Source organism: Microvirga arabica (assembly GCF_016811235.1).
Lineage (GTDB): Bacteria > Pseudomonadota > Alphaproteobacteria > Rhizobiales > Beijerinckiaceae > Microvirga > Microvirga arabica.
Window position 1 is genome coordinate 103,374 of the sequence record NZ_JAFBID010000008.1, and the last position, 22,600, is coordinate 125,973.

21 protein-coding genes are annotated in these 22,600 nt (G+C 60.8%); 12 read left to right on the forward strand and 9 right to left on the reverse strand.

Annotation, left to right across the window (positions count from 1 at the left end):
* Positions 1 to 35: 35 nt before the first annotated feature.
* Entirely contained in the window at positions 36 to 1,214 is a 1,179-nt protein-coding gene (locus JQC81_RS06535; protein WP_203271008.1) for a GAF domain-containing sensor histidine kinase, read from the reverse strand.
* Between the two features lie 506 nt (positions 1,215 to 1,720).
* Here JQC81_RS06535 and JQC81_RS06540 point away from each other — a divergent pair.
* A complete protein-coding gene (locus tag JQC81_RS06540; RefSeq protein ID WP_203271009.1) occupies positions 1,721 to 1,909 on the forward strand; it encodes a hypothetical protein in 189 nt (62 codons plus the stop codon).
* 15 nt (positions 1,910 to 1,924) lie between these two features.
* Here JQC81_RS06540 and JQC81_RS06545 read toward each other — a convergent pair whose 3' ends face one another.
* Entirely contained in the window at positions 1,925 to 2,134 is a 210-nt protein-coding gene (locus JQC81_RS06545) for a hypothetical protein (RefSeq protein ID WP_203271010.1), read from the reverse strand.
* 36 nt (positions 2,135 to 2,170) lie between these two features.
* On the reverse strand, positions 2,171 to 2,470 hold the full coding sequence (locus tag JQC81_RS06550; protein WP_246520270.1) for a hypothetical protein: 300 nt from the start codon (positions 2,468 to 2,470) through the stop codon (positions 2,171 to 2,173).
* Between the two features lie 278 nt (positions 2,471 to 2,748).
* On the opposite strand from JQC81_RS06550, the gene JQC81_RS06555 reads away from it, so the two are divergent.
* Together JQC81_RS06555 and JQC81_RS06560 are read left to right on the forward strand one after the other, a co-directional pair.
* Complete coding sequence (locus tag JQC81_RS06555) at positions 2,749 to 3,495, forward strand: Crp/Fnr family transcriptional regulator (RefSeq protein ID WP_312887482.1); 747 nt, start codon at positions 2,749 to 2,751, stop codon at positions 3,493 to 3,495.
* On the forward strand, positions 3,492 to 3,737 hold the full coding sequence (locus tag JQC81_RS06560; protein ID WP_203271011.1) for a hypothetical protein: 246 nt from the start codon (positions 3,492 to 3,494) through the stop codon (positions 3,735 to 3,737). The genes JQC81_RS06555 and JQC81_RS06560 overlap by 4 nt, the downstream gene beginning before the upstream one ends.
* 308 nt (positions 3,738 to 4,045) lie before the next feature.
* Here JQC81_RS06560 and JQC81_RS06565 read toward each other — a convergent pair whose 3' ends face one another.
* Positions 4,046 to 4,762 carry a Crp/Fnr family transcriptional regulator gene (locus JQC81_RS06565; RefSeq protein WP_203271012.1) on the reverse strand — a complete coding sequence of 239 codons (717 nt, stop codon included), beginning with the start codon at positions 4,760 to 4,762 and terminating at the stop codon, positions 4,046 to 4,048.
* Here JQC81_RS06565 and JQC81_RS32980 point away from each other — a divergent pair.
* On the forward strand, positions 4,761 to 5,189 hold the full coding sequence (locus JQC81_RS32980; RefSeq protein WP_246520271.1) for a NepR family anti-sigma factor: 429 nt from the start codon (positions 4,761 to 4,763) through the stop codon (positions 5,187 to 5,189). The genes JQC81_RS06565 and JQC81_RS32980 overlap by 2 nt on opposite strands.
* A 148-nt stretch (positions 5,190 to 5,337) precedes the next feature.
* On the opposite strand, the gene JQC81_RS06575 is transcribed toward JQC81_RS32980, so the two are convergent.
* Positions 5,338 to 6,057 (reverse strand): Crp/Fnr family transcriptional regulator, encoded by a 720-nt coding sequence (locus JQC81_RS06575; RefSeq protein ID WP_203271013.1) that lies wholly within the window; start codon positions 6,055 to 6,057, stop codon positions 5,338 to 5,340.
* A gap of 219 nt (positions 6,058 to 6,276) precedes the next feature.
* Between JQC81_RS06575 and JQC81_RS06580 the strand changes: the two genes are divergently transcribed.
* The 3 genes from JQC81_RS06580 (at position 6,277) to JQC81_RS06590 (ending at position 7,890) form a co-directional block, all read left to right on the forward strand.
* Complete coding sequence (locus tag JQC81_RS06580) at positions 6,277 to 7,038, forward strand: Crp/Fnr family transcriptional regulator (RefSeq protein WP_203271014.1); 762 nt, start codon at positions 6,277 to 6,279, stop codon at positions 7,036 to 7,038.
* Between the two features lie 35 nt (positions 7,039 to 7,073).
* On the forward strand, positions 7,074 to 7,454 hold the full coding sequence (locus tag JQC81_RS06585) for a cupin domain-containing protein (RefSeq protein ID WP_203271015.1): 381 nt from the start codon (positions 7,074 to 7,076) through the stop codon (positions 7,452 to 7,454).
* Between the two features lie 154 nt (positions 7,455 to 7,608).
* A complete protein-coding gene (locus JQC81_RS06590) occupies positions 7,609 to 7,890 on the forward strand; it encodes a hypothetical protein (protein WP_203271016.1) in 282 nt (93 codons plus the stop codon).
* 321 nt (positions 7,891 to 8,211) lie between these two features.
* On the opposite strand, the gene JQC81_RS06595 is transcribed toward JQC81_RS06590, so the two are convergent.
* Positions 8,212 to 10,062, reverse strand: a complete 1,851-nt coding sequence (locus tag JQC81_RS06595; RefSeq protein WP_203271017.1) for a PAS domain-containing HWE histidine kinase family protein — start codon at positions 10,060 to 10,062, stop codon at positions 8,212 to 8,214.
* A 526-nt stretch (positions 10,063 to 10,588) separates the two neighbouring features.
* On the opposite strand from JQC81_RS06595, the gene JQC81_RS06600 reads away from it, so the two are divergent.
* Both JQC81_RS06600 and JQC81_RS06605 read left to right on the forward strand, forming a co-directional pair.
* Entirely contained in the window at positions 10,589 to 12,349 is a 1,761-nt protein-coding gene (locus tag JQC81_RS06600) for a histidine kinase famiy protein (protein WP_203271018.1), read from the forward strand.
* Positions 12,350 to 12,406: 57 nt separating this feature from the next.
* On the forward strand, positions 12,407 to 13,801 hold the full coding sequence (locus JQC81_RS06605; RefSeq protein ID WP_203271019.1) for a sensor histidine kinase: 1,395 nt from the start codon (positions 12,407 to 12,409) through the stop codon (positions 13,799 to 13,801).
* Positions 13,802 to 14,476: 675 nt separating this feature from the next.
* On the opposite strand, the gene JQC81_RS06610 is transcribed toward JQC81_RS06605, so the two are convergent.
* The 3 genes from JQC81_RS06610 to JQC81_RS06620 form a co-directional block, all read right to left on the reverse strand.
* Positions 14,477 to 17,887, reverse strand: a complete 3,411-nt coding sequence (locus JQC81_RS06610; RefSeq protein WP_312887483.1) for a DEAD/DEAH box helicase — start codon at positions 17,885 to 17,887, stop codon at positions 14,477 to 14,479.
* A 79-nt stretch (positions 17,888 to 17,966) separates the two neighbouring features.
* Entirely contained in the window at positions 17,967 to 18,743 is a 777-nt protein-coding gene (locus JQC81_RS06615) for a Hachiman antiphage defense system protein HamA (protein WP_203271021.1), read from the reverse strand.
* Between the two features lie 466 nt (positions 18,744 to 19,209).
* Positions 19,210 to 19,509 (reverse strand): helix-turn-helix domain-containing protein, encoded by a 300-nt coding sequence (locus tag JQC81_RS06620; protein WP_203271022.1) that lies wholly within the window; start codon positions 19,507 to 19,509, stop codon positions 19,210 to 19,212.
* A 163-nt stretch (positions 19,510 to 19,672) separates the two neighbouring features.
* Here JQC81_RS06620 and JQC81_RS06625 point away from each other — a divergent pair, with 163 nt between their 5' ends.
* The 3 genes from JQC81_RS06625 to JQC81_RS06635 all read left to right on the forward strand — a co-directional run bounded on the left by JQC81_RS06625 (position 19,673) and on the right by JQC81_RS06635 (position 22,491).
* Positions 19,673 to 20,428 (forward strand): hypothetical protein, encoded by a 756-nt coding sequence (locus JQC81_RS06625; protein WP_203271023.1) that lies wholly within the window; start codon positions 19,673 to 19,675, stop codon positions 20,426 to 20,428.
* A gap of 113 nt (positions 20,429 to 20,541) precedes the next feature.
* Positions 20,542 to 20,883, forward strand: a complete 342-nt coding sequence (locus JQC81_RS06630) for a DUF6634 family protein (protein WP_203271024.1) — start codon at positions 20,542 to 20,544, stop codon at positions 20,881 to 20,883.
* A gap of 141 nt (positions 20,884 to 21,024) precedes the next feature.
* The gene (locus tag JQC81_RS06635; protein ID WP_203271025.1) at positions 21,025 to 22,491 is read left to right on the forward strand and encodes an AAA family ATPase; all 1,467 of its coding nucleotides are present in this window, start codon (positions 21,025 to 21,027) and stop codon (positions 22,489 to 22,491) included.
* The last annotated feature ends 109 nt before the right edge of the window (positions 22,492 to 22,600 follow it).

Here is a 22,600-nt window from a genome sequence, read left to right on the forward strand (position 1 = left end):
AGGCTGGCCAACACGCCGTAGAGTTGACTAATTTCTCAGAATGCTTGGGCGAGCGGCATCCGGAAGATAAAGAGCGTTTCTTCGTGGTCAGAGGTCACATCCAGTGAGCCCCCATGGGCTTTGGCAATCTCGCAGGCGATGTATAGCCCCAGCCCCTGCTGGCTCGGGCGAGCCGCCACCCGAAAGAACGGCTGGAACAGGCGCTCCAAGGTGGATGGCGGGATCGGCTCGCCCTTGTTCGCGACAGAAAGCTCGAAGCTCCCGTCCAGGGTTGCGGCACGGACCAGGATCGGCTCTTCGCTCGCGCCATGGGTGAGGGCATTCGCCACCAGGTTCGAGAGCAATTGCGCAACACGGGCCCGGTCACAGCTCACGGTCTTCGTCACGGCCAATTGCGTCTCGATCCGCCGCTCGGGCCAGGCCGTGCGCAACTCGTCGACAACCTGCTCCAGCACCTCTCCCAGGGGCACGTGCGCATCGCGCTCCAAGGTCAGGCCGCTGCCCAGGCGGCCATGGGCAAAATCGAGCACGTTGTCGATCAGCTCGGCCATGCGCCCGACGCTGCTCTGGATCAGACCGACAAGGGTGGTGCCTTTCGCGGTAAGCGGCTCCTTCAGCAGCATTCTGGCGCCGGCATCGATGGATGCGAGCGGGTTGCGCAGGTCATGGCCCAGCACCGCGATGAACTGCTCGCGCAGCTCAGAGGTCTTGCGCTCGTCCAGAAGGTTCGCTTCGCTGGTAGCCAATCGTTCGCTGGCACTCAGGTGAAAGCCGATCAGCTCGGCAAACAGCTTGAACATGCCGATGGTCTCAGGGTTGTTCAGCCGTGCCGGGCGCGGGTCGATGGCGCAGAGGGTGCCCCAGAAGGAGCCGTCGCTAAGGACAATCGGCATCGAGATGTAACTCTGGAACCCGTACATCGCCGGGGTGTGATGCTGGCAGTAGGCCTCATCCTCGGACACATAGTCGATGACGACCTCTTTTCCCGACTGCCGGATCTCGTGGCAGATCGTGGTCTCGACCTTCAGTTCGCCGCCGGGACGGAGGCCGAACTGGATGTCGTCGCGCACCGCACAGGCAATCCAGCGGTCCTCTGTCACCCGGGCGACAGCCGCAAAGTCCATGCCGGTGGTGCGGCAGACAACTTCCAGAATGGTCGGCACGGCTTGGATGCGGTCGATGGAGGCAAGATCCGCCTCAAAGTCGGTCGGCACGTCTGAATGGTCCCCTGGTCTCAAGGTACCTTAACCAGCCTGAGCCGTCGTGTCACGAACCCAGAAAGGCCTGGAACTGGCACCCGATGGACCTTAGCCGAAGTTCCGCGTTCTCAGCGTGAGCCGACCATTGTAGGCGAGGGCTCAATGGCTCAGGTTGACCCGCAGCGGACCGTCCCGTGGCTTGAGCATGCGCGGGCCGAGAGCCGAATGTCATTAGGCTTGAATTCCCTCACCAGGACGGTGCATCGCTTGAATGTACCTGCAAGTAATCACCGACTGGCCGAGGCTCCCGTCAGGGCGGGTTAGACTGGATGTCTGCCGGTGCAAAGTGCGCATCCAGGAAATCGTCTTCCGAATACTCTCAAACGGAACTCTATCCGGATCCATAAATGGGCTTATCGGAACTTCGCACGGCGTTTGTGCGCGCGTGAGAGCCGCCAAATCGTCCTAAAACATGACCCATGTGAAGGCGGGGCTCCTCCAGAGCGGCTATAAGCTGTCGGATGAGTGAACAGCTATTTCAGACCGTTGCCGCCATCACCCGACGCGTCAGCCAATCTTCTTCCAAGTCGCACCAGCAGGTCAAAAACAGCCAGGAGGCAATTCTCCAATCTCGGCAGTTGCTGAAGGCGCAACGCATCTACCCTTATGACTGGAGCGCACCGGAACTCGTGATTGGCCCTGTTCCATAAGGGGCTTATCGGAAATTAAGTGGTGGGTTTTTTGTCGCGCGCGAGAGGCTCGGAAGCGGCCTCTTGGTGCTCGTCATCCGCTGCAAACGCCTCCAGGCGTCGGGCGGTCTCGAGAAGTTCATGGCGTACGTCCATAAGGGAAATCTGTACGGCAAGGTTGCGGATTTCTCGGGCCTGCCGACGATAGTCGGCTGCCTTGCTGGAATGGGACACAGGTTCGCTCATGACTTCTGATGGATCTACTCGTCTACCAGGCACGCGTTACGCGGCTTTGCGCATCAGGGTTTGCTCAACCCAGGCTCCGGCTTCTTCGGGCGTCCTGAACAAGGGTGCCTTCTGGCTGTTGCACTTGCCGAACCCGGCTTCCAGGTACCACCACCCTATGTGCTCAGGGTCATGGTGCGTGCCGTCGAGGCGGACGAACACGGCCGCAAGCTGGTTGTCGGCGAGGACGAGTCTGCCGTCAGTGTCATGGCCGTCGATGAGTACGCGGATAGGCTGAAACGAGATGTCGAGGGGCATAGCCTTCGCCTTCATGTTGGGGCGAAAGGTCAGTGCCAAGTGGCCGGACACCCTGAAAAATTCGTTCTGATAAAGCAACTTACTTGCAGCCCCTTTACATAGCTTTATCTAGCTGTCAAACAAGTATTTTGATGAAAAAGCTCAAATGAATCCTAAAATTGTGCGTCTCGCCGATGATGTTAATCTTAGAGATTAACATACATCAATGACAGGTATTCGCTTGTGTGCCATGGTGTGCTCATTGTCAGCAACTGATCTTGGGCGCTGATACCTGAGAGATACGACGTGCTCCCGCCTGCAACCGAGGGAGCGCCATCGTGTCCGCACCTTTTCATCCTGACTACAATCCGCTCATCCTTAAGCTGGAAAGCATCTTCGATCTGACCGACGAGGAGCGGCAGGCGCTTGAAAAGCTGCCGATGCAGGTGCAGGTCATCAAGGCCGACCAGGACATCGTGCGTGAGGGGGATCGTCCCTCCCGGTCCTGCCTGCTTCTTAGCGGCTTTACCTGCGTCTACAAGATCACGGCAGGCGGCAAGCGCCAGATCGTCTCCTTCAACATTCCCGGTGACATTCCCGACCTCCAGAGCCTGCACCTGAAGGTGCTCGACAACAGCGTGGCCACCATCAGCCAGTGCCGGGTCGGGTTCATCACCCATGACGACCTACGCGACCTCTGCAACCGCTATCCCCGGATCACGAGTGCCTTCTGGCGCGAGACCCTGATCGAGGCGGCCATCTTCCGCGAGTGGGTGACCAATGTCGGCCGACGGGAAGGCGTGAGCCGCATGGCCCATGTGCTGTGCGAGCTGCTGGTGCGCCTCAAAGCGGTGGGCCTAGTCGAGGACCATGCCTGCGACCTGCCAATCACCCAGAGCGAGTTCGCCGATGCGCTCGGCTTCACGACGGTTCACGTCAACCGGGTGCTCCAGCAGATGCGGGCCGAGGGCCTGATCGTGACCCAAGGGACACGGCTGACCATTCCCGACTGGGATAGGCTGAAGCAGGTGGGCGAGTTCGATCCGACCTACCTTCATCTCAAGAGCGATCAGGCCGCCGCATGAGCCTCACCCTTCAGCCCATCCGCGTGGCGACAGGTTTTGACGAGGAAGGTATGCTGGTCCTCGATGAGGAGCAGCGGCTGCTAGCGGTGCTGACCCATCTCTCGGACCAGTATGATGGCCTGTCCGGGCATTGGTACCTGGAGGCCAAGTTCGGTGTGCTGGAAGGCCTGGGCCAGCCCACATACCCTGATCTGGATGCCGCCAAAGAAGCAATCGCCCAGCACCTTGCCAGACGGCGCTAGGCGGCTTGGCAGTTCCATAAACGGCCTTCCGCGAAATTTTGCCGTAAGTCGTTGACGGGTATAGGACGAGCTTACAGATAAAAGCTGCGCTCAGAACGGGCTCCTGCGAAGGACGGTTGCCAATACTCCTCAGCTTAGCGGACCACGCGCAGGAAGAGGAGAGCGACTGACATGACCTTGTCCGTCAGGGTTTTTGAACCCAAGCTCCGGCTTCCTGGTGCCAACACCCTTATGCTCAGCCACCTACGAGGGTACCGCCGCTCGGGTCAGGCAACGGACAGGCTAAGGCTTGACGCTCCTGGGCTAGCCTAGCGGAACGAACCGATCAGACGTTCATATTCCGCCTCTGGCACGCCATAGCTGTCCCCGGCTGTTTCCTCCAAACGAAGGCGATCCAGAACGACGATATTGCCCCGATTGGTTTGGATGATCTCCCGCTCTTCGAGGATTTTGAGCGCCTCCGTCACACTGGCCCGGCGCACTCCCAGCATCAGCGCGATGAACTCGTGCGTGAGGGCCAGGTCATCCCCATCCACGCGGTCGTGGCACATCAGAAGCCAGCGGGCGAGACGCTCCTCGATCCTGTGGCTGCCGTTGGACAAAGCCGTGTGCGACGTCTGAATGGTAAAGGCCTGAACATACCGAAGCAGCAGGGAATGCAGCGAGGAACTCTGCCGGAGCGCCTGCCGCAGGCGCTCCGTCTCGATCCTCAGGCCTGACCCTCCGATCTGCATGAACGTCTCGTGCGGGGTGCTGTCGACCCCGAGAAGAACAGGGGTGCCCGCCAGACCATCCCGTCCGGTGAGGCCGATCTCAATGCGCCGTCCGCTTGCGGTGTTCGCGATGATTGACGTGATGCCTGCCTCGAGGAAGTAGACGTACTCAATCGGCTGGTTGGGCGTGATCAGCACATCGCCTCGGTTGAGGGGCACAAGCTCAAGATGCGGCTTGAGAAGGTTAAAGTCCTCGGGACACAGCTTCGCCAGCAGCCGATTGCGAACAGAGGACTGGGTCGGGTCAGACATGGCGGCGAAGAGATCAGAACGAGATAACAGTTATGGGTTGGGCTGCCAGGATGACCAGCAGGAGCGGATATACCGGCTGATTGCCCCAGTTCAAGCGAGGAGGTCGGCGGCAGGCGGCGTGCGGCAAATGTGCGGTACCGTACATTTCCTGCGCAACTTCGGCTCAGCTCTGACGTTGGGTGTTGGTGCAGAGCGGCTGATGATGGGGCAGCGTATGTCGATTACTGAAGATCGCGGCCCCCCTTTGGAGCCCTTTCCGTTCGTCCGACCCGGTGAAGAGACCAGCCCGGTACTCGGTCCTACGGCCCAGCGCCACATCGCTTCCAATCTGCGAACAATGTATAATGATCTCGTGCAGGAACCGCTTCCGGAGCGGTTCCTTGATCTCATCGCTCGACTGGATCAGGGCCACCCGAAGGGGGAATGAGGGTCAACCCTCCCCACCGGGAGCGGGCGCCGCTAGCGTCCGGAGCATACCTATCGCATTTCATGGATGACTTCTGTTGACGGCCGGCGCTCCCGTGCCGGGGACCGTCAATGCGCGTCCGCACTGAAGCACAGCAAAGCCATCCCGCCTAGTTCTTCAACGGCAACCCAATAAGCCTCGCGTATTCAGCCTCCGGGAGGCCATAGCAGTCGCCTGCGACTTCTTCGAGCTTCTCCCGGTTAAGGATATGAATGCGGCCACGGCTAGTTTTGACGATCTTCACACCCTCCAGAACATGAAGGGCCTCCGTCACTCCTGAACGCCTGACCCCCAGCATCAGGGAGAGGAACTCGTGCGTGAGGGGCAGGTCGTCGCCATCTAGGCGGTCATGGCACATGAGCAGCCATCGTGCGAGGCGCTCCTGGATGGGGAAGCGGCCATTTGCCAGGGCTGATTGGGCGGTCTGGATCATCAACACCTGCACCCAGTGCAGCAAGATAGCCTTGAGCGAGGGGCTGACCTCCAGGGCGACAGAGAGGTCCTCGGCCCGCATCCGCAAGCCTGATCCAGCCACCTGAATGAAGGTCTGGTGAGGAGTGTGATCAACCGTGAGGAGGATGGGCTCGCCTGTCATTCCTTCGCGACCAATGTGCCCGACCTCCAGGCGCTCGTTGTCCGGGCTGATCGCCACTACGGATGCCAGCCCTGCTTCCAGGAAGTGGACGTACTCAATGGGCTCGTTTGCCTCGACCAGCACCTGCTTCACGCTCAAGGTGACCGGCTCAAGATGCGACTTCAGACGCGCATAGTCGCCCGGTGTCATGGCCTTGAGCAGTCGATTGCGAACATTGGCTTGGGCGATGGTCATGGCTCTTTCCCATTTGGGGCAAGAGCACACAGGGTCTCCCAGTCACCGGTGCCCAGAGGAAACTGTGCCGGTGATGCGACCCGGTATGAGGCCGAACAGAGGCGCCGCCAACAACATGGATCGGTTCTGTACGAATTCGACCAAGAAAGCGGACCGAAACCTCGCCTGACGCATTGGTCCAAGGCCAGCCTTCCCGTGCGGCATTGTGAGAGGCACATCGTGGCGAACCCCTGGACCATGAAGATGGAGCAGTTCACCCGCTTCTCCGAGGAGGAGCGGAAGATGCTCGACAGGCTGATCTCGGAGCGGCAGCGGCAATACGCACCCGGCGAGGACATTCTCAGGGAAGGCGATCACTCGCCCGACTGCCACGTCGTGCTGTCGGGCTTTGCCTCCCGCTACAAACTTCTGCCGGACGGTGGGCGCCAGATCATGGCATTCCTGGTGCCGGGCGACCTGTGCGACGCGGAGATCTTCATCCTCAAGGAGATGGATCATTCGGTTGTGGCGATGATGCCCACGAATGTAGCCTTGATCTCGGGCGACCAGATGAAGGATCTGCTCAGCGGCCGGGGCCGGATTGCCCAAGCGCTCTGGTGGGGCACGCTCACCGACCTGGCGGTGTTGCGCGAGTGGGTGGTCAACCACGGCCGGCGGGACGCCTACGAGCAGATCGCGCATCTCCTCTACGAGATGCTGGTGCGCTACCGAATAGTGGAAAGGGCCAAGGGCGAGACCCTGGAGTTCCCACTCACCCAGGTTGACCTGGCCGATGCGACGGGGCTCACGCCCATGCACGTCAACCGCATGCTCAACAAGCTCAGGGACGAGAACCTGATCAGCCTCAAGAGCAAGACCCTGACGATCCTCGATCCCGAGCGCCTGAAGGAGATTGCAGGCTACAACCCGAACTACCTCCATCTCGACCGGGCTCATGACCAGCGGGACGGTGTCGCTGCTCGTGCAGGCGATCTGGTCTGACGGTCTGCCGTGCCGACTGCGTGAGATCAGGGCAGATGCTCCCCACCGACCCCGGTCAGCCACGGAACCTAACAGCCGATGCTGAACTCGCAGGGCTGACGAAGGGGCACGGGATCACCCAGGTGCTCACCCGCCTGCATCTGACCTTCTCAATCCACGCCATCGATGGTCTGGAGACGATAGCTGAGGGCGCTGAGGCGGACATCGTCTATGTCATCATCTCAGGCTACGGCGTCCTGCGTTGCCGGGACGGAGCCCGGATCGAGTTTACCGCAGGCGATGTGATGATGGTGCCTGCCGGCGCTTGGCACCAGCTCGAGGAGGTGAGCCCGAAGTTCAGGACGTGGAGGATCGTGGTGGGACAGCCCGCTGACGGCGGAGCCAAAGAGAGTGGGCCGGCATTGCCCCTGACCTGAGATACCATCCGAGCCTGCCAGGTGAGACACGATGACCTTTTGGTCGAAATCGTACATAACGGCCTTACTTCCGCTCTGTTCGGTATCGTACAAAAGATACTCTTTCCCCTGGGTGTCCGCAGGACCATGCTCACGCCCTAACCAAGGCGTAGCTGTGCCCAAGATGATTACGTTCCAAGCCATTCCCATTCTTATCGACGGCCATGACACGCAGGGTCAGCTTGTGCTGGCGGACGGCGAGTTGACGGCCGTGCTGGCCCGTCTGGACGGGGACGCTCATGATCCCAAGATGAAGGGATGGTGGCACTTGGAGGCAGGCTTCGGCCGCTGCGACGCAGCCAAATCTCTGGTCGTGTTCAAGACGTTTGAAGAAGCGGGTCCATGGGTCCAGGCACGACTGGACAACGTCTACTCCTTGCGACAGGCGAACGGGTAAGACATCGGATCGACTCAGGCTCGTCTGCGGGCAAGCTCAACATCGCCAGCCAAGGCGTCGGGGTAAGCGCCATACCGTTGATGATGAATACGTGACGGAGCCCAGCGCCGGCACACGTGAATGCTCCGTCCCAACCATGCCTCTTTGTGCAGTTTTTGCCATACCGAGCTTGTGTACCGGGTGGAACGGCAGCTTCTGGCACTCCTGAGACGTAAGCACTTGGTCCACTTCGGTGGTCATGAGCCGACGTCCGTTGGGCGGCTGGAAAGTGAAAGGTTGACCCGAAGCAGACCTTCTACCTTTGCTGATGGCTGCCAATCGTCAGGCCAGTGGAGCATTCACGGTGCAGATCACCCCGGTCGGGGTGAAGTTGATGTGAACCTGCCCGCCAAGATCCTGCGCCAGGCTCCGCTCGATCAACCGGGAGCCGAACCCTCTGCGGGTGGGTATCCGCACGACAGGCCCTCCGCTCTCCGCCCAACGCAGTTCGAGCGTGGATCGCTCGCCTGGCGCCACGTTCCAGGTGATCGTGATCTGGCCTATGGCGTTGGACAGGGCGCCGTACTTGACGGCATTCGTCACCAGTTCCTGAAGGGCCATGGCAAGGGGCAGCGCCATGCGCGGCGCCAGGCGAACCTTGGGCCCGCTCAGATGAAGCCTGTCCTCGCCTTGGCTGCAATAGGGAGCCATCGCCTGCTCCACGATCTCGTGCAGATCCGCCCCCTCCCAGTTCTCCCGCGTGAGCACGTCGTGGGTTCGGGAGAGGGCGAGCAGGCGGCCCTCGATGGCCGCCTTGGCTTCCGCTGCCGTCTCGGTGTTGCGCAGGGTCTGTGACGCAATCGACTGCACCGTCGCCAGGGTGTTCTTGACGCGATGGTTGAGCTCGTTGATCAGGAGCATCTGGTGCTCCTCCCACTGCTTCTGTTCGGTGATATCCTCGAACACACCCACCTCGCGCTCGGGTCGACCTTGGGCGTCCCGGTAGAGTTGGCTCAGGCTGGCGATGTGTCGGATCGAGCCGTCCGGCAAGCGGATGCGGTACTGCGTGTCCAGCCTCCCAGGGCCGCGGAGCGTCATCTCGATTTCAGCCCGCACCCGTTCGACGTCGTCGGGCACGATCCGGCCGAAATAATCCTCGGCCCGTCCGCCTTTGCCTTCGCCGAACCCGAATATCGCACGGGTTCGCTCCGACGCCGTAACGGTGTCGTCACGCAGGTTCCAGTCGAAGGTTCCCAGCTCCGCGATAGTCAGAGCCGTTGAGAAGCGCTCCTCACTGTGCCTCAGGGCGATCTCTGCCTGCTTGAGGTCGGTGACGTCGTGCCCCTCACCGAAGATGCCGATCACCTTGCCTTGGCTGTTGGTGATCGGCTGGTAGACGAAATCGAAGTAGAGGCTGCGCGGAGGCTCGCCGGGCCGCTGAAGCGTGATCGGCATATGGCGACCGACGAACGGCTCGCCGCTGGCGTAGACCCCGTCGAGGATCTCGAAGAAGCCCTGACCCGCGAGTTCGGGCAAGGCCTCGCGCACCGTCTTGCCGATGACCTCGCGCTCGCCGACAAGCTCCAGGTAGGAAGGGTTTGCCAGCTCGAACACGTGCTCGGGTCCGCTGAGCATCACCATCATGCCGGGTGCCTGCCGGAAGAAGCTCTGAAGGCGGTCCTTCTCGGCCCTCAGATCCGCGCGAGCCTCTACCTCCCGGGTGGTCTCTGTGACGGCGCAGAACATGCCGCCGATGCCGCCCGTCTCGTCATGAACCGGGCTGTAGGAGAAGGTGAAGTAAGCCTGCTCGTCAAAGCCCCGGCGTCGCACGACCAGCGGCAGATCCTCACGGTAGCTGGCCTCACCTGCGAGAGCCTTGCCGATCAGCGGCTCGATGTCGGGCCAAATCTCGGACCAAATGTCCCTGAAGCGCTCGCCCATGGCAGCCGGGTGCTTGGCCCCTAGGATCTCGGCATAGCCGTCATTGTAGAGGAACCCGAGTTCAGGCCCCCATGCCACGAACATCGGGAACCTGGAGTTGAGCAGCAGGCTCACGACCGTTCGCAGGCTCTGCGGCCAGTGCTTCGGTGCTCCGAGCGGAGACGCGGACCAGTCCATGGAGCGCATGAGGGCTCCCGCTTCCCCATCCCCGCGGAGGAAGTACAGTTCAGGTTTGGTGACATCAGAGCGCATATGCGCCCTCGGCAGATCGGCACGGCCGACATGGTCCTTCAGCGGCCTTCGCCCCGCACGCGACCAAGGCGGAGTGAACGGCTTCCCTGCCTTCGCGGCAGGGGATCAACAGGCATCCGACCCACGCACCGGAAGACTGGTCCGGGTTCATGAACCCGGGCGAAGGGGAGTTGGTGGACATTGATTAGGATACGACAGGACGGCTGGAAGGATGTCGGGTGGCTAGATAAGCCAGGAAGCCACCTGGGCAATGGGCCGAGTTGACGCGTTCGGCCTGTCTCGCTCCATGCGGGCGCGCCCGGCACCCCATTGGCCCAGGCCCTCGGCCGGTGCGCGGGAGACATGAAGGCGATTGCCGCTTGCGACATTCCGCACCCATGCAAGGGTGGCGTTGGCTGCGAGGAATAGCTTGACCCATGCCCCGCCTGCCATAGCTACCGCTGCTCGCGGACAGGGACGGACATTCCACGCCTCCGCATCCCGTCGTGCCTCTCGAAACTTCGCCTCCAGGCGCCGTAGGTTCCCCATGACTGAGAATGACGCGCCCGAGGGCGCGGGAAGCAATCCGCCGTCCCTGGATGTTCAGGGAGACGGGCAAAGCATCGGTGTTCCCGCAGCCGGCGAGCACCAGAACGGCTCCTACAGCCCGACAGGCGGGCCGGGCATCCACCACTGGCAGAGGGCGGCAATCACACAACCGGGTCTTGATGAGCGGGGCAGCGTGTTCTTTGCCGCCATCGAGATGACCCGGATGCCGATCATCCTCACGGATCCCAACCTGCCGGACAACCCCATCGTCTTCGCCAACCGCGCCTTCCAGGACCTGACCGGCTACACGGAGGACGAGGTTCGCGGGCGCAACTGCCGCTTCCTCCAGGGTGCTCACACGGATCGAGAGGCCGTTGCCGAACTGCGGCAGGCCGTCGAGGAGAGCCGGGCCGTCTCGGTCGAGCTCCTGAACTACAAGCGGGACGGAACCCCGTTCTGGAACGCCTGCTTCATCGCGCCCGTCTTCGACAAGGACGACAGGCTCCTCTACTTCTTTGCCTCCCAGCTCGACGTGACCCGGCGACGGACCTCGGAGCAGGCTTACCGCCAAGCGCAGAAGATGGAGAGCATCGGCCAGCTCACGGCAGGCCTCGCGCATGACTTCAACAATCTCCTGCAAGTGGTCTCGGGCAACCTGGAGCTGGCGCTCTCGCGCACGGACGACGAATCCTTGCGCCGCCCGCTGGAGAACGCCAGCCGGGCCGCCGAGCGCGGCGCCAAGCTGACAAAGCAGCTCCTGGCCTTCGCCCGCAAGACCCGGCTTGAGGCGAAACCGACCAACCTGAACACCCTGATCACCGAGTTCGGCGACATGCTGGGGAACTCGGTCGGTCCGCAGATCGAGATCCAGCTCAACCTGCGCTCCCGGGTACCGGCGGCTCTGGTCGATCCGGTGCATCTGGAGATGGCCGTGCTCAACGTGCTGATCAATGCCCGCGACGCCATGCCGAAGGGCGGCTGCGTCACCATTGCGACGTCCAAGGTGCACCTCAACGGGAACGCGTCCGCCCATCATCTCCCACCGGGCGATTACGTTGCGCTGACGATCAGCGACGAGGGCGAAGGCATGCCCCCGCATGTGCTGGAGCGGGCAACCGAGCCGTTCTTCACCACAAAGAGCCAGGGCAAGGGCACAGGCCTCGGGCTCGCCATGGTGCATGGCTTCGTGCAGCAGTCCCTCGGGCGACTTGAGATTGAGAGCCAACGCGGCAAGGGCACGACGATCCGCATGCTGTTTCCAGCGGCTGACACGCAGGCGCATGCACCCCGTCAGCCCACCCGGAGCTTAGCGCACGCCGAACCGAGGGGACAGGCGGAGACGGTCCTCGTCGTCGAGGACAGCCACGACGTGCTCGAACTCGCGCGCGAGCACCTGACGGCACTTGGCTACACCGTCCTGACCGCCCGGGACGCCGACGAGGCTCTCACCGTGTTCGACAAGGCCGAGGGCAGGATCGACCTCTTGTTCACCGATCTTGTCATGCCAGGCAGCATGAACGGACTGGCGCTGGCGGATGTCATCCGGGAGCGTGCGCCTGACATCGGGGTGCTCCTGACCACGGGTTACAACGACGACCTCCTGAGGGAGGGAAAGGCATCGGCCGGAGCCGACGTGCTCGGAAAGCCGTACCGCCGGTCCGATCTCGCCGACCGGGTTCGAGCAGCCCTGAACGGCCGCGGGCGGGAGCGGCGGATGCCCGAGGCCAGCCCATCGCGGGGGCCGCGGCACGAGGGTTGATCCCGTGTTGCCAACGGCGGCTGCGGGATTACAGGCTCAAGGATGGTTCAGCCGATCATGACGTCGTTCGCCTCAACCGGAGACATGGATCCAGGCCAGCAGGTCCATTTCCAGGCCCAGCTCCTCAATGCGGTCGAGCAGGCGATTATCGCGACCGACCTTGACGGCGTCGTCACCTACTGGAACCGCTGCGCCGAGCGGCTGTACGGATGGGCCGCCGAGGAGGCGCTCGGGCGCAACATCCTGGAGCTGAACGTTCCCCCGGAGGGACTCCCGCAGGCTCAAGAGATCATAGACTGCCTCAGGGCCGGCAAGGTGTGGTCCGGAGATGTCATCCTGAGGCACAAGGACGGACATAGCTTCCCGGTTCAGGTGACCGACTCGCCCGTTCTGGATGACGGCGGGCAGATGGTGGGCATCGTCGGCATCTCGATGGAGATCGGCGACCGGGTGCGCACCTTGGCGGCGCTTGCCAGCAGCGAGGAACGGCTGCGGATCGCCCAGCATGCCGGGGGAATCGGTACCTTCGAGTGGAACATCCGCTCAGGCGAAGTGATGGTGACGGAGGAGTTCTGCCGCATCTGGGGAATAGGGCAGCACACGTCGATCCGGGTTGGTGCGTTCGCGGAGTTCGTCCATCCCGATGACCGTCACCTGATTGCAACATCAATGGCCAACTCCCTGGAGGATCTGGTCGGCTACACGGAGTACCGCATCATCCGCCAGGATGATCGGCAGGTGCGATGGCTGGCACGGCGCGGAGAGATCGTCCGCGACGAAGCCGGCGGGCCTTCGCGGGTCATCGGCGCCGTCTACGACATCACAGACCGGAAACAGGCGGAGGAGCAGCGCCAGCTCCTGATGCAGGAACTGGCGCACCGGGTGAAGAACACCCTTGCCATGGTTCAGGCGATCTCCACCCAAACGATGCGAAGCGCCGCTTCCCTGGAAGAGGCGGGCACCATCTTCGGCGAGAGGTTGACAGCCCTTGCCCGGGCGAATGACACGCTGCTGCAAGAGAACTGGGCCAGTGCCGGCATCAGGGTGATCGTCGAAGGCGCCGTCCAGTCGCACAAAGATCATGGCCGGATCCATATCCGCGGACCTGATATCAGACTTGGTCCCAAGGCAGCGCTTGCGCTCTCCCTAGCCCTTCACGAACTGTGCACCAATGCGGCCAAGTACGGGGCGCTGTCGACGGACGCCGGGCAGGTCGGGATCACCTGGCACGTGGACGGGGACGGGGATGCTGCCCTGTTCCGGTTCAGGTGGCAGGAAAGCGGCGGTCCGCCCGTCAAGACCCCCGAGCGAAAGGGCTTCGGCTCGCGCCTGATCGAGCGAAGCCTCGCGGGGAGCTTCGGTGGACAGGCCGCAATCCGCTACGAGCCGACTGGGGTCGTCTGGAGCATTGAGACCCCGCTATCGGCCCTTCAGGAGCCAGGTTCCGGCTGATCCGGCTCGGAGGCGCCGACCACGTCACCAGTGTCAGCTTGTCCGTCGGCCGAGACACTGGGCCAACTGCCCTGGCGCTCCCGCCGCGACAGTCGAAGTGCGAAGGTCCTGTTCTGGCACATCGCGGAAGTACACCGAAGGTCCGCAGTGTGGTGATAACCGGACTGTTGGACATCTGCCGATTTGCTTGAGCCTATCCAGCAAGCTCCGGTTGCATGCCTCGTGCGGCGCAGTCCTGTGTCCCTCCGTCGGCTATTCGCCGCGGTGCTCTGTGCACGGCACCTGTGTCGGACCGTCCTCGAGCAGTAATAGGTCGTGTCGCCGATCAGGGTTTTGGCCAGTCCATCGATCTGCTGCGCAACTCGTTCGACTTGGCGGTCTTCCAGGCCGCCGATCGGGATGTCGGCGAGCACCCGCGTGAGGGAGATGGCGGGTCGGCCGCAGGGACGCCACCAGCCTGTCGGCAATCTCTCAGGTCATGACTGCCGGGATCGTCTCGAGTGAACGTCCCGTACGGGAATTAGCCCCTGCGTCCCGCATCTGTTCCACTGTTGGGTTTGGGAATGACAAGGGTGTTGGCAAGGTTTCCACCTAGTTTTATGGTGCAGCCTCTTGAGGCTTTATGGCCCCGCCCGATCCGATTACCATCCGGCCACGTCCGGCTACGCGATCATATCACACCTGCCAGAGGTCGTCTGGACCGAGATAACTCAGTAATATTTTTCCAGCCTCAGCCAAGGCGGATGCACGTACAACGCCTCGTCGTGCCGGGTTCAAGGGCGCTTTGAGCCTGCCGATCGGCAAGCCGTCTGGGGCAAGCACCATTGGCTCACCATTGAGATGGAACAGGCTCACAGGTTCACTCGGTTTCAGTATGGTCCCCGGCAGCCACTCGACCCAAGCCCAGTAACGGCGCTCAGCCCAGATACTCCTGTCATGAGGTACAAATCCTTTCACAAAGTCCAACCACATCGACTTGGTTTCAGCAGTTGGCCAATCTGGTAGCTCACTCAAATGTGCAACACTCTCTGAAGAGAGCCACTCTTGTAATCCGAAAGCATTGGAGAAGGTGGCACCTGTATCGATCACGGCCTTGATGGCCGCAAGACGTGAATTGAAGCCAGCTTGGATCAAAATCGATGCTGAGCGATTGAGCGTTCCGGTTTCTACCGCCGGAACGGCAAACCCCAGATCGTAGTCAGCGAGTGTCAGTCCGAACGTTCCGACGACGTCGCCGTTGGCGATCCCGCGGACACGAATTGCCTCTAACGCCCATGGCAGCCGATAAACAAGCCCGCCTTCAACGAACTGGAGGGTCTCGCCCTCGTGTCCTGCTCCGATATCCGCGAGCGGCTCACCCAAGAGCCAACTCCGTAGGATAGCCTGCCAGTTTGCTGGCACATTGTCAGGCTTAAACGGATCGAAGGCGAAGACACGTTCAGCGATTGCCGTGATTGCGTTGATGGCGGCCTCCGCCTCCCCAGCCAGAATGGCACTGTTCGCTTGAACGAGCAGGGTGTTGCACTCAGGGGCGACAGAGTCTAACGCAAGGCCACCCCGCAATCCAATCCCAGCGAGGAAGTATCCACGTCGACCCACTGCGGTTGATTGGGTCCAGATAAGGCGGCTTCGTGCGAGGAGAGCGGCTCTCAATGCCTGTTGCGCACCTTCGCGACGACGATTGATGCGACGTTCCCAAAGGGATGAGTTAAGAATGTGGTCAAGTGCCGTGGCGATTCCATCGTCAGGGATGTCATTGTCACCGATTAGGCCCAGGATAGCGGTATCTAGCGTCGCGATGTGATGCTCCCATTCGGCGAGCGCCCGCTCGCGGACGTCGGGTGTCTCGTTCGGGAGTTCAGGGAAGATCCAGGCGCCTGCATTGTTCATCACATACTCAATGAGTTGTTCAATGGTGCCATTTACGTGCTTATCCATGCGAACCAGCAGGGACAAAACAAGGCGGACGAGCCCGCTCTCCATCTCGCGAGTGCTAAGGTCGGAAATCAACTCCTGCCACTGTTTTAGGCGTTTGGCACGTTTATCAAAGATGGGGTAAAGGACGAGCCCTTCGACATCGACATACGCGCGTCCCGCTCGTCCAATGACATTCTTGAATTCGGCTGTCTCGATCCGAGCCCTATTGCGAAAAAGAGATTGAATGATCACGGTAGTCGCTGAAAGATTGAGCCCCTGCGCGAGCGTCGGGGACGAGATGGTCACCTTCAGGACACCATCCCGCAAGAGACGTTCAACCTCCTTGCGGTATGGTGTGGGAAGAGCGCCATGGTGAATAGCGACCCCTAGCTTCAGGCACTTCAGGATTGGGTGGTCCTTCCCAAGCCACTCTTGACCGAGAACGAGTGCGGTATTCAGCGCTTCTGACTCCACCGTAAGGAGTGATCGAAGCGCCCCCCGTTCGTGGAGGTCGAGAATGACATTCGCGAACGGTTCCACACTCCTTCGTTCGGGGCAGAATATCAGGACTGTCTGACCATCTTCTACGAGCCGCCAGGCCGTGGCCAGGCACAGTTCCCTGTGATCTTTGGGAAATGGCGTGACGCGCTTTTTGTTAGGAGGAACGAACCCTGTGATGTAGTTAGGAACAAAAGGGCGTTCGTCACCGACACGCAAGTTGAGATGGGCACTTTGTCCCGTCCAGACTACCTCTCCGTAGCGAAGGCGCGTAGGACGCCAATCATTCCTGATGACGCCACCAGAATGGTCGCGCCGCAGCCAGTTCGCGAAGTCGTCAAGTTGGCTGCCGTCAGGTAGGATAGCTGATAGGCAGACAATCCGGCGTTGATGTGCATCCGACCGTTTCAGGAGACGTTGGATTTGCACCTCATAGCGAACTTCGCGTTCATTGAGGCCGATCATATGGCCTTCGTCGAAGACGAGCAGGCCAACATCATCCAATAGGCTAGGATCGTTGCGCAGTGCAAAGTCGAGCTTCTCAGGCGTTGCAACGACAATGTGTCGCTGCCTGACAGCATCCTCGTCAAATCCACTAACACCAATGCAGCCGTAAAGGGCGGAAACGGTCTTACCTAGCGGCCCAAAGGTGCGTTGGAGAGAGGCTTCGGTCTGAGCGGACAGTGCCCGCAGGGGGGTAACAAAAAAGACGCGCTTGCCACCCGCGAGGCATCGCAGAATACAGAGTTCGGCAATGCGCGTCTTGCCTGCACTGGTTGGCAAGGACACTACGAGGTCATCAGATTGATCCACGGCACGTTCAGCCGCGGCAATCTGCGAAGGCCATAGGTCTACCTCGGCCCTAGAGCGCCGCAGGAGTGAAGCGATGAACAATTCACGCAATGATGGCCACGAAGCGGCATCTCCGCCCATTGGGGATGACGGTAGTCTTTCGTGGAACGTCGCATCCCAAAGGTCGGAAAGGAGGTGTAATGCGATCCTATATGACCACCACTGCGGTAAGAGGCTGATCTCACCGCAGATGTCCTGTCCCTCCCGCAATCTAACTAGAGCCGATTCCAAAAGCACCCGCTCGCCACGCTCCAGTGCTAGCAGGAAGATCGATAGAGCCGCGAAGAAGTTGTCGGTAAGCGCGAGATTGAGGCCATCGGCAACAAAAGACAAACTGCCTTCATCACCTTCGCCGTCGACGTCCGCGCGCTCCAGAATGGCTTGCAATACTGCGGTGATTTGTTCATCACTTCCCCGCCCTAAGGCTCGGAAGCTGATCACCATGCGTTGCAACTCTCTGAGATCACGGAGCATGATCTGCGCAAGCGCGCGTTCCATGAGCGAGAAGTTCTCTTCAGTCCGGACCGTCGCGAGCAGTGAATACGCGCGAGCCGACAGATGCGCGAGATGATAGCCTGCGGCGGCCATTACAAAATGGAAGTCACGATCACTCTCGCCGCGATGTCCCTTAGCAATCGCAGCCTCAAGAGCGGTAGCCGCCTGTTCGAACGCCACCCGGGCGTGTATGGGATTGCCGCCGAGTTCCCGAAGGCGGAGGCCCAGACCTAAGAGGGAGTAGCCGTAGGAATGCAGATCGTAGCTAAGCTGCGGGGAGAATGACGGTGCATCAGGCGGGAGAACACCATTGCGCCAGATCATGGCCCGAGCCTGTCCCCGCGCGATGAGCCTACCTCGAAAGCCGGGACTTGCGGCCTCCTCGATGTCTGTCTCAATGGCTTCAACGGTTGTAGGCATTGAATATCACCTGATCGTAGATGGCACCTACAAATCCGGTATGCCCATCAACTCTGAGTCCAACACTCCACTGTGCTATCGGACCTGTATAAGTCTGTAGAGCTGCCGTGAGATAGGCATCAGGGGCGTTCCCAGAGAACGTAAACAGCAGGTGCCGAGTATCTTGCACGGCGATGCCGATCTTCAGTTGGGCGTCAATAATTGCATCGGCGAGTGCGTGTTCACCGAGTTCCTGCAAGCGCGACGATATGAACGATAAGGCGTGGGCGGAAGGCAACCCGCCATCCTTGTCGAGCCCGTCGCGGGCCTGGGCAACAACTCCGCCTCCAAGCATGGCGCGGCTCTTCGCCTCTGCCTTTAGAAATCGAAGGCGGTCAGTCACCTGATCCTTTGTAATACCTATAACGTCATCGCCACGCATTGCCATGTTGCGGTGGTCTTTCCACCGGAGACGCTTGACTGGTACGGTGTAGCCACCTTGGGAAGCAATATACTCTGTTGCCAGGATCTCACCGAGGTCGCCGGATCGAATAGATTTGGTGGCTGGAAGCTTTCCCTGGATGAACTCGGCAGAGGCTGGCTTGCCAAGGCGTGTTAGTACCCTGGCGATCTGCTCCTCGGCAGCGTAGTGGCCGGGAACAACTACTGCTATCGCATCGATCGCGATTTTCAGCCGCGCTGGATCGGCGGATAAGACGCACAGGGAATGGGCGCCGATCGTTGTGTTGGCTGTCGAACACCAGTCGTTAAACCGAACCATGAACTCGCCTCTTACCCAACTGCCGACGGAAGAGGCCGTGAACACAGACGTGGGATGATGCGGTGTCGGACAGCGCCTCCATATGTTTGCCCCTGATCGGCTGCGTCTCGGCTCATTGGCGCGGATGCTACGTGCATCAACAGCAGCTTCAAGTGCAGTGTGCAGGCAGACAAGGATTCCCACAGAAAATTCGCGGGACTGTTAAGACCCAGGCAATGGCTAGAAGTGGGCTGATGACTCTCGAAAACGTTAGATCATGGTAGGTTCGACCAAGATGAACATGCCCGTATGGATCTTGCTGGCCTCAGGCTACGACCATCCCATTCGGCCACGCAACGAGCATTAGCATGCGAGCCACAAGATTGGATTCAGCCCAGCATCCGTCGTTCTCTCCGAGGGACACGTACCATTAGTGGCCGCCGAGTTCAGCCAAACCAACCGGGATGATGTCGCCTGCTTCGCCCGCTTAACCGAGGTTACTTTGCCCCTCGTCGCTGCTTCCATCCCGATCTCCCCAAGTGCCGCGGAGATGATCCATTGGTACGCGGAAGCCCGATCCCAAACTTTCGCTTTCTCCTAGGAAAACGACGCCTTTGCCCTCCAAGGCCTGCTGGACCAGTCGGATCGTACGGAACGTGGTGTCCTGATCGCAGGCCTCAAGCTTTTGCAGGATGCGAGGACTGATACCGGCAAGAGCCGCGACCTCGTTCTGGGTGAGGTCCAAGGCGAGTCTAGCGAGTTTGAGGATCTTCGGGTGCGCCAACATTCCCGGCACTTTCCGAGGCCCTAACTGCTTGTCAACAATTGCGTGTTAAGGATTCATGGATGCGTATAAACCCGTCCTAGTTGCGAGTTTATGTTTAGGGCCGTATGAATGTTGGACTGGATTGATTCGCCGGACGGCACAATCAGGAGTGACGGAGGACAGGATGGAAACATTCCTTTTCATGGGGTCGACGGGGGGAGCTGGTCGGACAACCTCCAGCCTTCTGTTTGCTGCCGGACTAACCGCGCTCGGCTTTCGCCCACTCCATGTTCAGGTCATGACCGCTGGCCGCCAGCCTGCCGTCATGGGACTTAAGGAGGTTCCTTTCCAGACGGAGTGGGTCGGAACGAGCCAGGATTTCCTTGCCGGAGAGTATGTGAGCTGGCACGTGGGCCAGCACCCGAATTGCTTCCCGATCATTGTGGACATGCCTGCCGAAAGGATTCGCAACGCGTTCGTCACGGAGCCGGAGATACGAATCCTGCTCCCGATGAGGGAGGGCGCTCACGAGATAGAGGCGGCGGCGCGGGACCTGCGGGATGCCCAGGAGGAGCACCGAAGGCGCGGACGATCACGGCGTAATACCGATTCCGTGCCGCCGGCTTGGCTTCTCCCGATTGGCTGGCCCCGTGGTCTGCGTCCAGAAGACTATGCCACCATCCTCGGACGTCGTTTCGCCCATCAGGAAATTCCTGGCACTTTCCCCGTCATCCGCCCCGGACTGCGGGGTTTCGATCCGCAAGATCTTACGTTCAGTGATGATGCGGGGCGCTTCCGGCTAACAGGAGAACAATGGGATGCCGCCACGAACCTCGCGTGGGGAATCCTGATGGCGACCGACAGTACAGGCTTGATGAACCTCGCTGCCCGAACGCGGGGACGACACGAGGTGATCGTGGACACTGCTAGGTCTAAGTAGCCGACAGGGCTGCGTCCCCGACACTTGCTCCCATCGATGACAATTTTACCCAACCATCTGGTGATGGCGTCCTGTGCCTATGCCAATCCCTTTTGCAGTTAAAGGAAACCCGAATGTTCACGCTGACCGGCGAACGCGGCCCAGATTCCAGACTCCTCACCCTTGAAATCGAACGTCTCCTTCGGCTGGTCACCGACCTTAAGGCAATCAGGGACAACAGCGGCCCGACTCCGTCCGACCTTGAGGATGCGCCGATCCTTGGCAACTGGGAGCGAGGTGCCAGGCCAGCCGCCTGCTTGTTCGGGAACGTCTGCGATCACCCAACAGTGATAGGCATGGGTCACCCGATCGTCACCTCCGATGTTTGGGTCCTGGCTCCGGACCAGGGATGGGCCCGCACTCTCTCACGCTGGTACCGCCTCGGCCTGCCGCGTGATGCTAGCTCGGTGTCGTGACAGAGGGGCACATTGGTGGCCTTTGGCGACACATCCCGGGAAGCTCGTCGGGAGAGAAGGGCACGCAAGCACTTCGATCGGCGTAAGGAAGCGGCGCTGGCTGGCCTTCACCTGCCCACCGAGCACGAATTGCTTGTTGGGATGCCTTTCCTTGCGAAAGACATCCAGCAGGACATGCAGGCCTTCGCCGAGAGGGTGATGCCCCGGCTTCGGAGGAAGGCGGATCACGCTCATTTCGCAATGGTCTTGGACCGTATGGGGGAACTCACCGTCAATGCCGGCGTGGACGAGGTCAAGGAACTCTCGAACGTACTCGACTTGGCCGCGACCAGCCTCCCGGGCGACGGCCGATCCTGGCGGTTGCGGTGCCGGATCTATCTCGCGCATCTTGGTGACCATCGTGCTGCCGTCGATTTAGCCCGTGAAGCGCTCACCACAGCCGCCGCGTTGGAGCCATATCCGAGCGAGTGGGTACATGTCGTCCCAATGATCACGGCGGCTCTGGGATGGCTTTCCCTTGCGGCATCCGATCCCGCATTTCCCTACCTTGGTGATGAAGCACGAGTTTTGCGCCGAGGGACTGCTGCGCAACTGGTGGCCCGTTACGGAAAGCTGCTGACCGAAGTGATCGAAATCCAGGCGCGAACTGTTGCAGCGGATGACACCCAGGCTGCGAGCAGGAAGCTGCTAGGCGCGACGGCAGGACAGGCTTCGTCCGCCCAGATCCAGGAGGGGTACGTTGAAGCTGCTTCCCAGCCTTCAGCGGTCGTGTTCAATCAGGTTGGGAATGCGAACACGGGGGAAGGAAAGAAGGTCGCAAGGGAGCTCGATGAGTTTGCCGGAAAGGCCCTGCCGCTGGTTCCCGTTCCGGATCTCACGATGGCTCGGGCGGCCTTGCGAGCTGAGTTCCCCTATGCAACGGATGTGACAGACCACATTCTCGCGGACATCGTGCCACGCTCCTACGTCCGGATCCGTCCAACCATCCTCGTTGGTTCGCCGGGATCCGGCAAATCCCGCTTCGCACGCCGCCTCCTCAACGTGCTCAAGGTGCCGCACGATGTAGTTCCGTGCGGCGGGGTGTCTGACGGAGCCTTCGCGGGTACACCCCGCCGGTGGACCACGGGTGAGCCGTCCCTTCCGGTCGCCCTCATCACCCGGTACCGGATCGCGGGGCCGGGCGCGGTTCTGGACGAGATCGAGAAGGTCGGCACCTCCCGCCACAACGGGCAGGCGCACGATGCGCTCCTCGCCTTCCTGGAGCATGAGACGGCGTGTCGCTTCCATGATCCGTACGTCCAAGCGCCATGCGACGTCTCCCACGTCACTTGGGTGATGACCGCCAATTCGCTTGATGACCTTTCGGCTCCGCTCAGGGACCGCTGCCGGGTAATACGTTTCCCCGAGCCGAGATGTCAGCATCTTCCAGCTCTTAGCCGCTATATCATCACCGACATCATGGCCGAGCACGGATTAGACCAGCGGTGGGTCGTTCCCCTCGATGAGATCGAGATGGAAGCAATTGCCGGACTGTGGCCGGGAGGATCCTTGCGCAAGTTGCGGAGAATGATTGAAGTTGCTCTGTCGGCGAGGCGATTGCAGCACTGACAAAGGTCGATCTTATGTGCGAAGGCCCAGCCACAAGGGTCTTGTGGCTGGGCCTGTGCATGACATTCAGTGACGAAGTTTACAATTTAATGTGACCGGTTCCTGATTA

What these genes read in the sequence shown, in the direction of transcription:
- JQC81_RS06565 (WP_203271012.1), bottom strand. Translation starts at nt 4,762, where the DNA reads ATGTCTGACCCGACCCAGTCCTCTGTTCGCAATCGGCTGCTGGCGAAG.
- JQC81_RS06605 (WP_203271019.1), top strand. Translation starts at nt 12,407, where the DNA reads ATGACGTCGTTCGCCTCAACCGGAGACATGGATCCAGGCCAGCAGGTC.
- JQC81_RS06610 (WP_312887483.1), bottom strand. Translation starts at nt 17,887, where the DNA reads ATGATCTGGCGCAATGGTGTTCTCCCGCCTGATGCACCGTCATTCTCC.
- JQC81_RS06635 (WP_203271025.1), top strand. Translation starts at nt 21,025, where the DNA reads ATGCCTTTCCTTGCGAAAGACATCCAGCAGGACATGCAGGCCTTCGCC.
- JQC81_RS06620 (WP_203271022.1), bottom strand. Translation starts at nt 19,509, where the DNA reads ATGTTGGCGCACCCGAAGATCCTCAAACTCGCTAGACTCGCCTTGGAC.
- JQC81_RS06540 (WP_203271009.1), top strand. Translation starts at nt 1,721, where the DNA reads ATGAGTGAACAGCTATTTCAGACCGTTGCCGCCATCACCCGACGCGTC.
- JQC81_RS06585 (WP_203271015.1), top strand. Translation starts at nt 7,074, where the DNA reads ATGCTCCCCACCGACCCCGGTCAGCCACGGAACCTAACAGCCGATGCT.
- JQC81_RS06560 (WP_203271011.1), top strand. Translation starts at nt 3,492, where the DNA reads ATGAGCCTCACCCTTCAGCCCATCCGCGTGGCGACAGGTTTTGACGAG.
- JQC81_RS06625 (WP_203271023.1), top strand. Translation starts at nt 19,673, where the DNA reads ATGGAAACATTCCTTTTCATGGGGTCGACGGGGGGAGCTGGTCGGACA.
- JQC81_RS32980 (WP_246520271.1), top strand. Translation starts at nt 4,761, where the DNA reads ATGGCGGCGAAGAGATCAGAACGAGATAACAGTTATGGGTTGGGCTGC.
- JQC81_RS06575 (WP_203271013.1), bottom strand. Translation starts at nt 6,057, where the DNA reads ATGACCATCGCCCAAGCCAATGTTCGCAATCGACTGCTCAAGGCCATG.
- JQC81_RS06545 (WP_203271010.1), bottom strand. Translation starts at nt 2,134, where the DNA reads ATGAGCGAACCTGTGTCCCATTCCAGCAAGGCAGCCGACTATCGTCGG.
- JQC81_RS06615 (WP_203271021.1), bottom strand. Translation starts at nt 18,743, where the DNA reads ATGGTTCGGTTTAACGACTGGTGTTCGACAGCCAACACAACGATCGGC.
- JQC81_RS06600 (WP_203271018.1), top strand. Translation starts at nt 10,589, where the DNA reads ATGACTGAGAATGACGCGCCCGAGGGCGCGGGAAGCAATCCGCCGTCC.
- JQC81_RS06595 (WP_203271017.1), bottom strand. Translation starts at nt 10,062, where the DNA reads ATGCGCTCTGATGTCACCAAACCTGAACTGTACTTCCTCCGCGGGGAT.
- JQC81_RS06630 (WP_203271024.1), top strand. Translation starts at nt 20,542, where the DNA reads ATGTTCACGCTGACCGGCGAACGCGGCCCAGATTCCAGACTCCTCACC.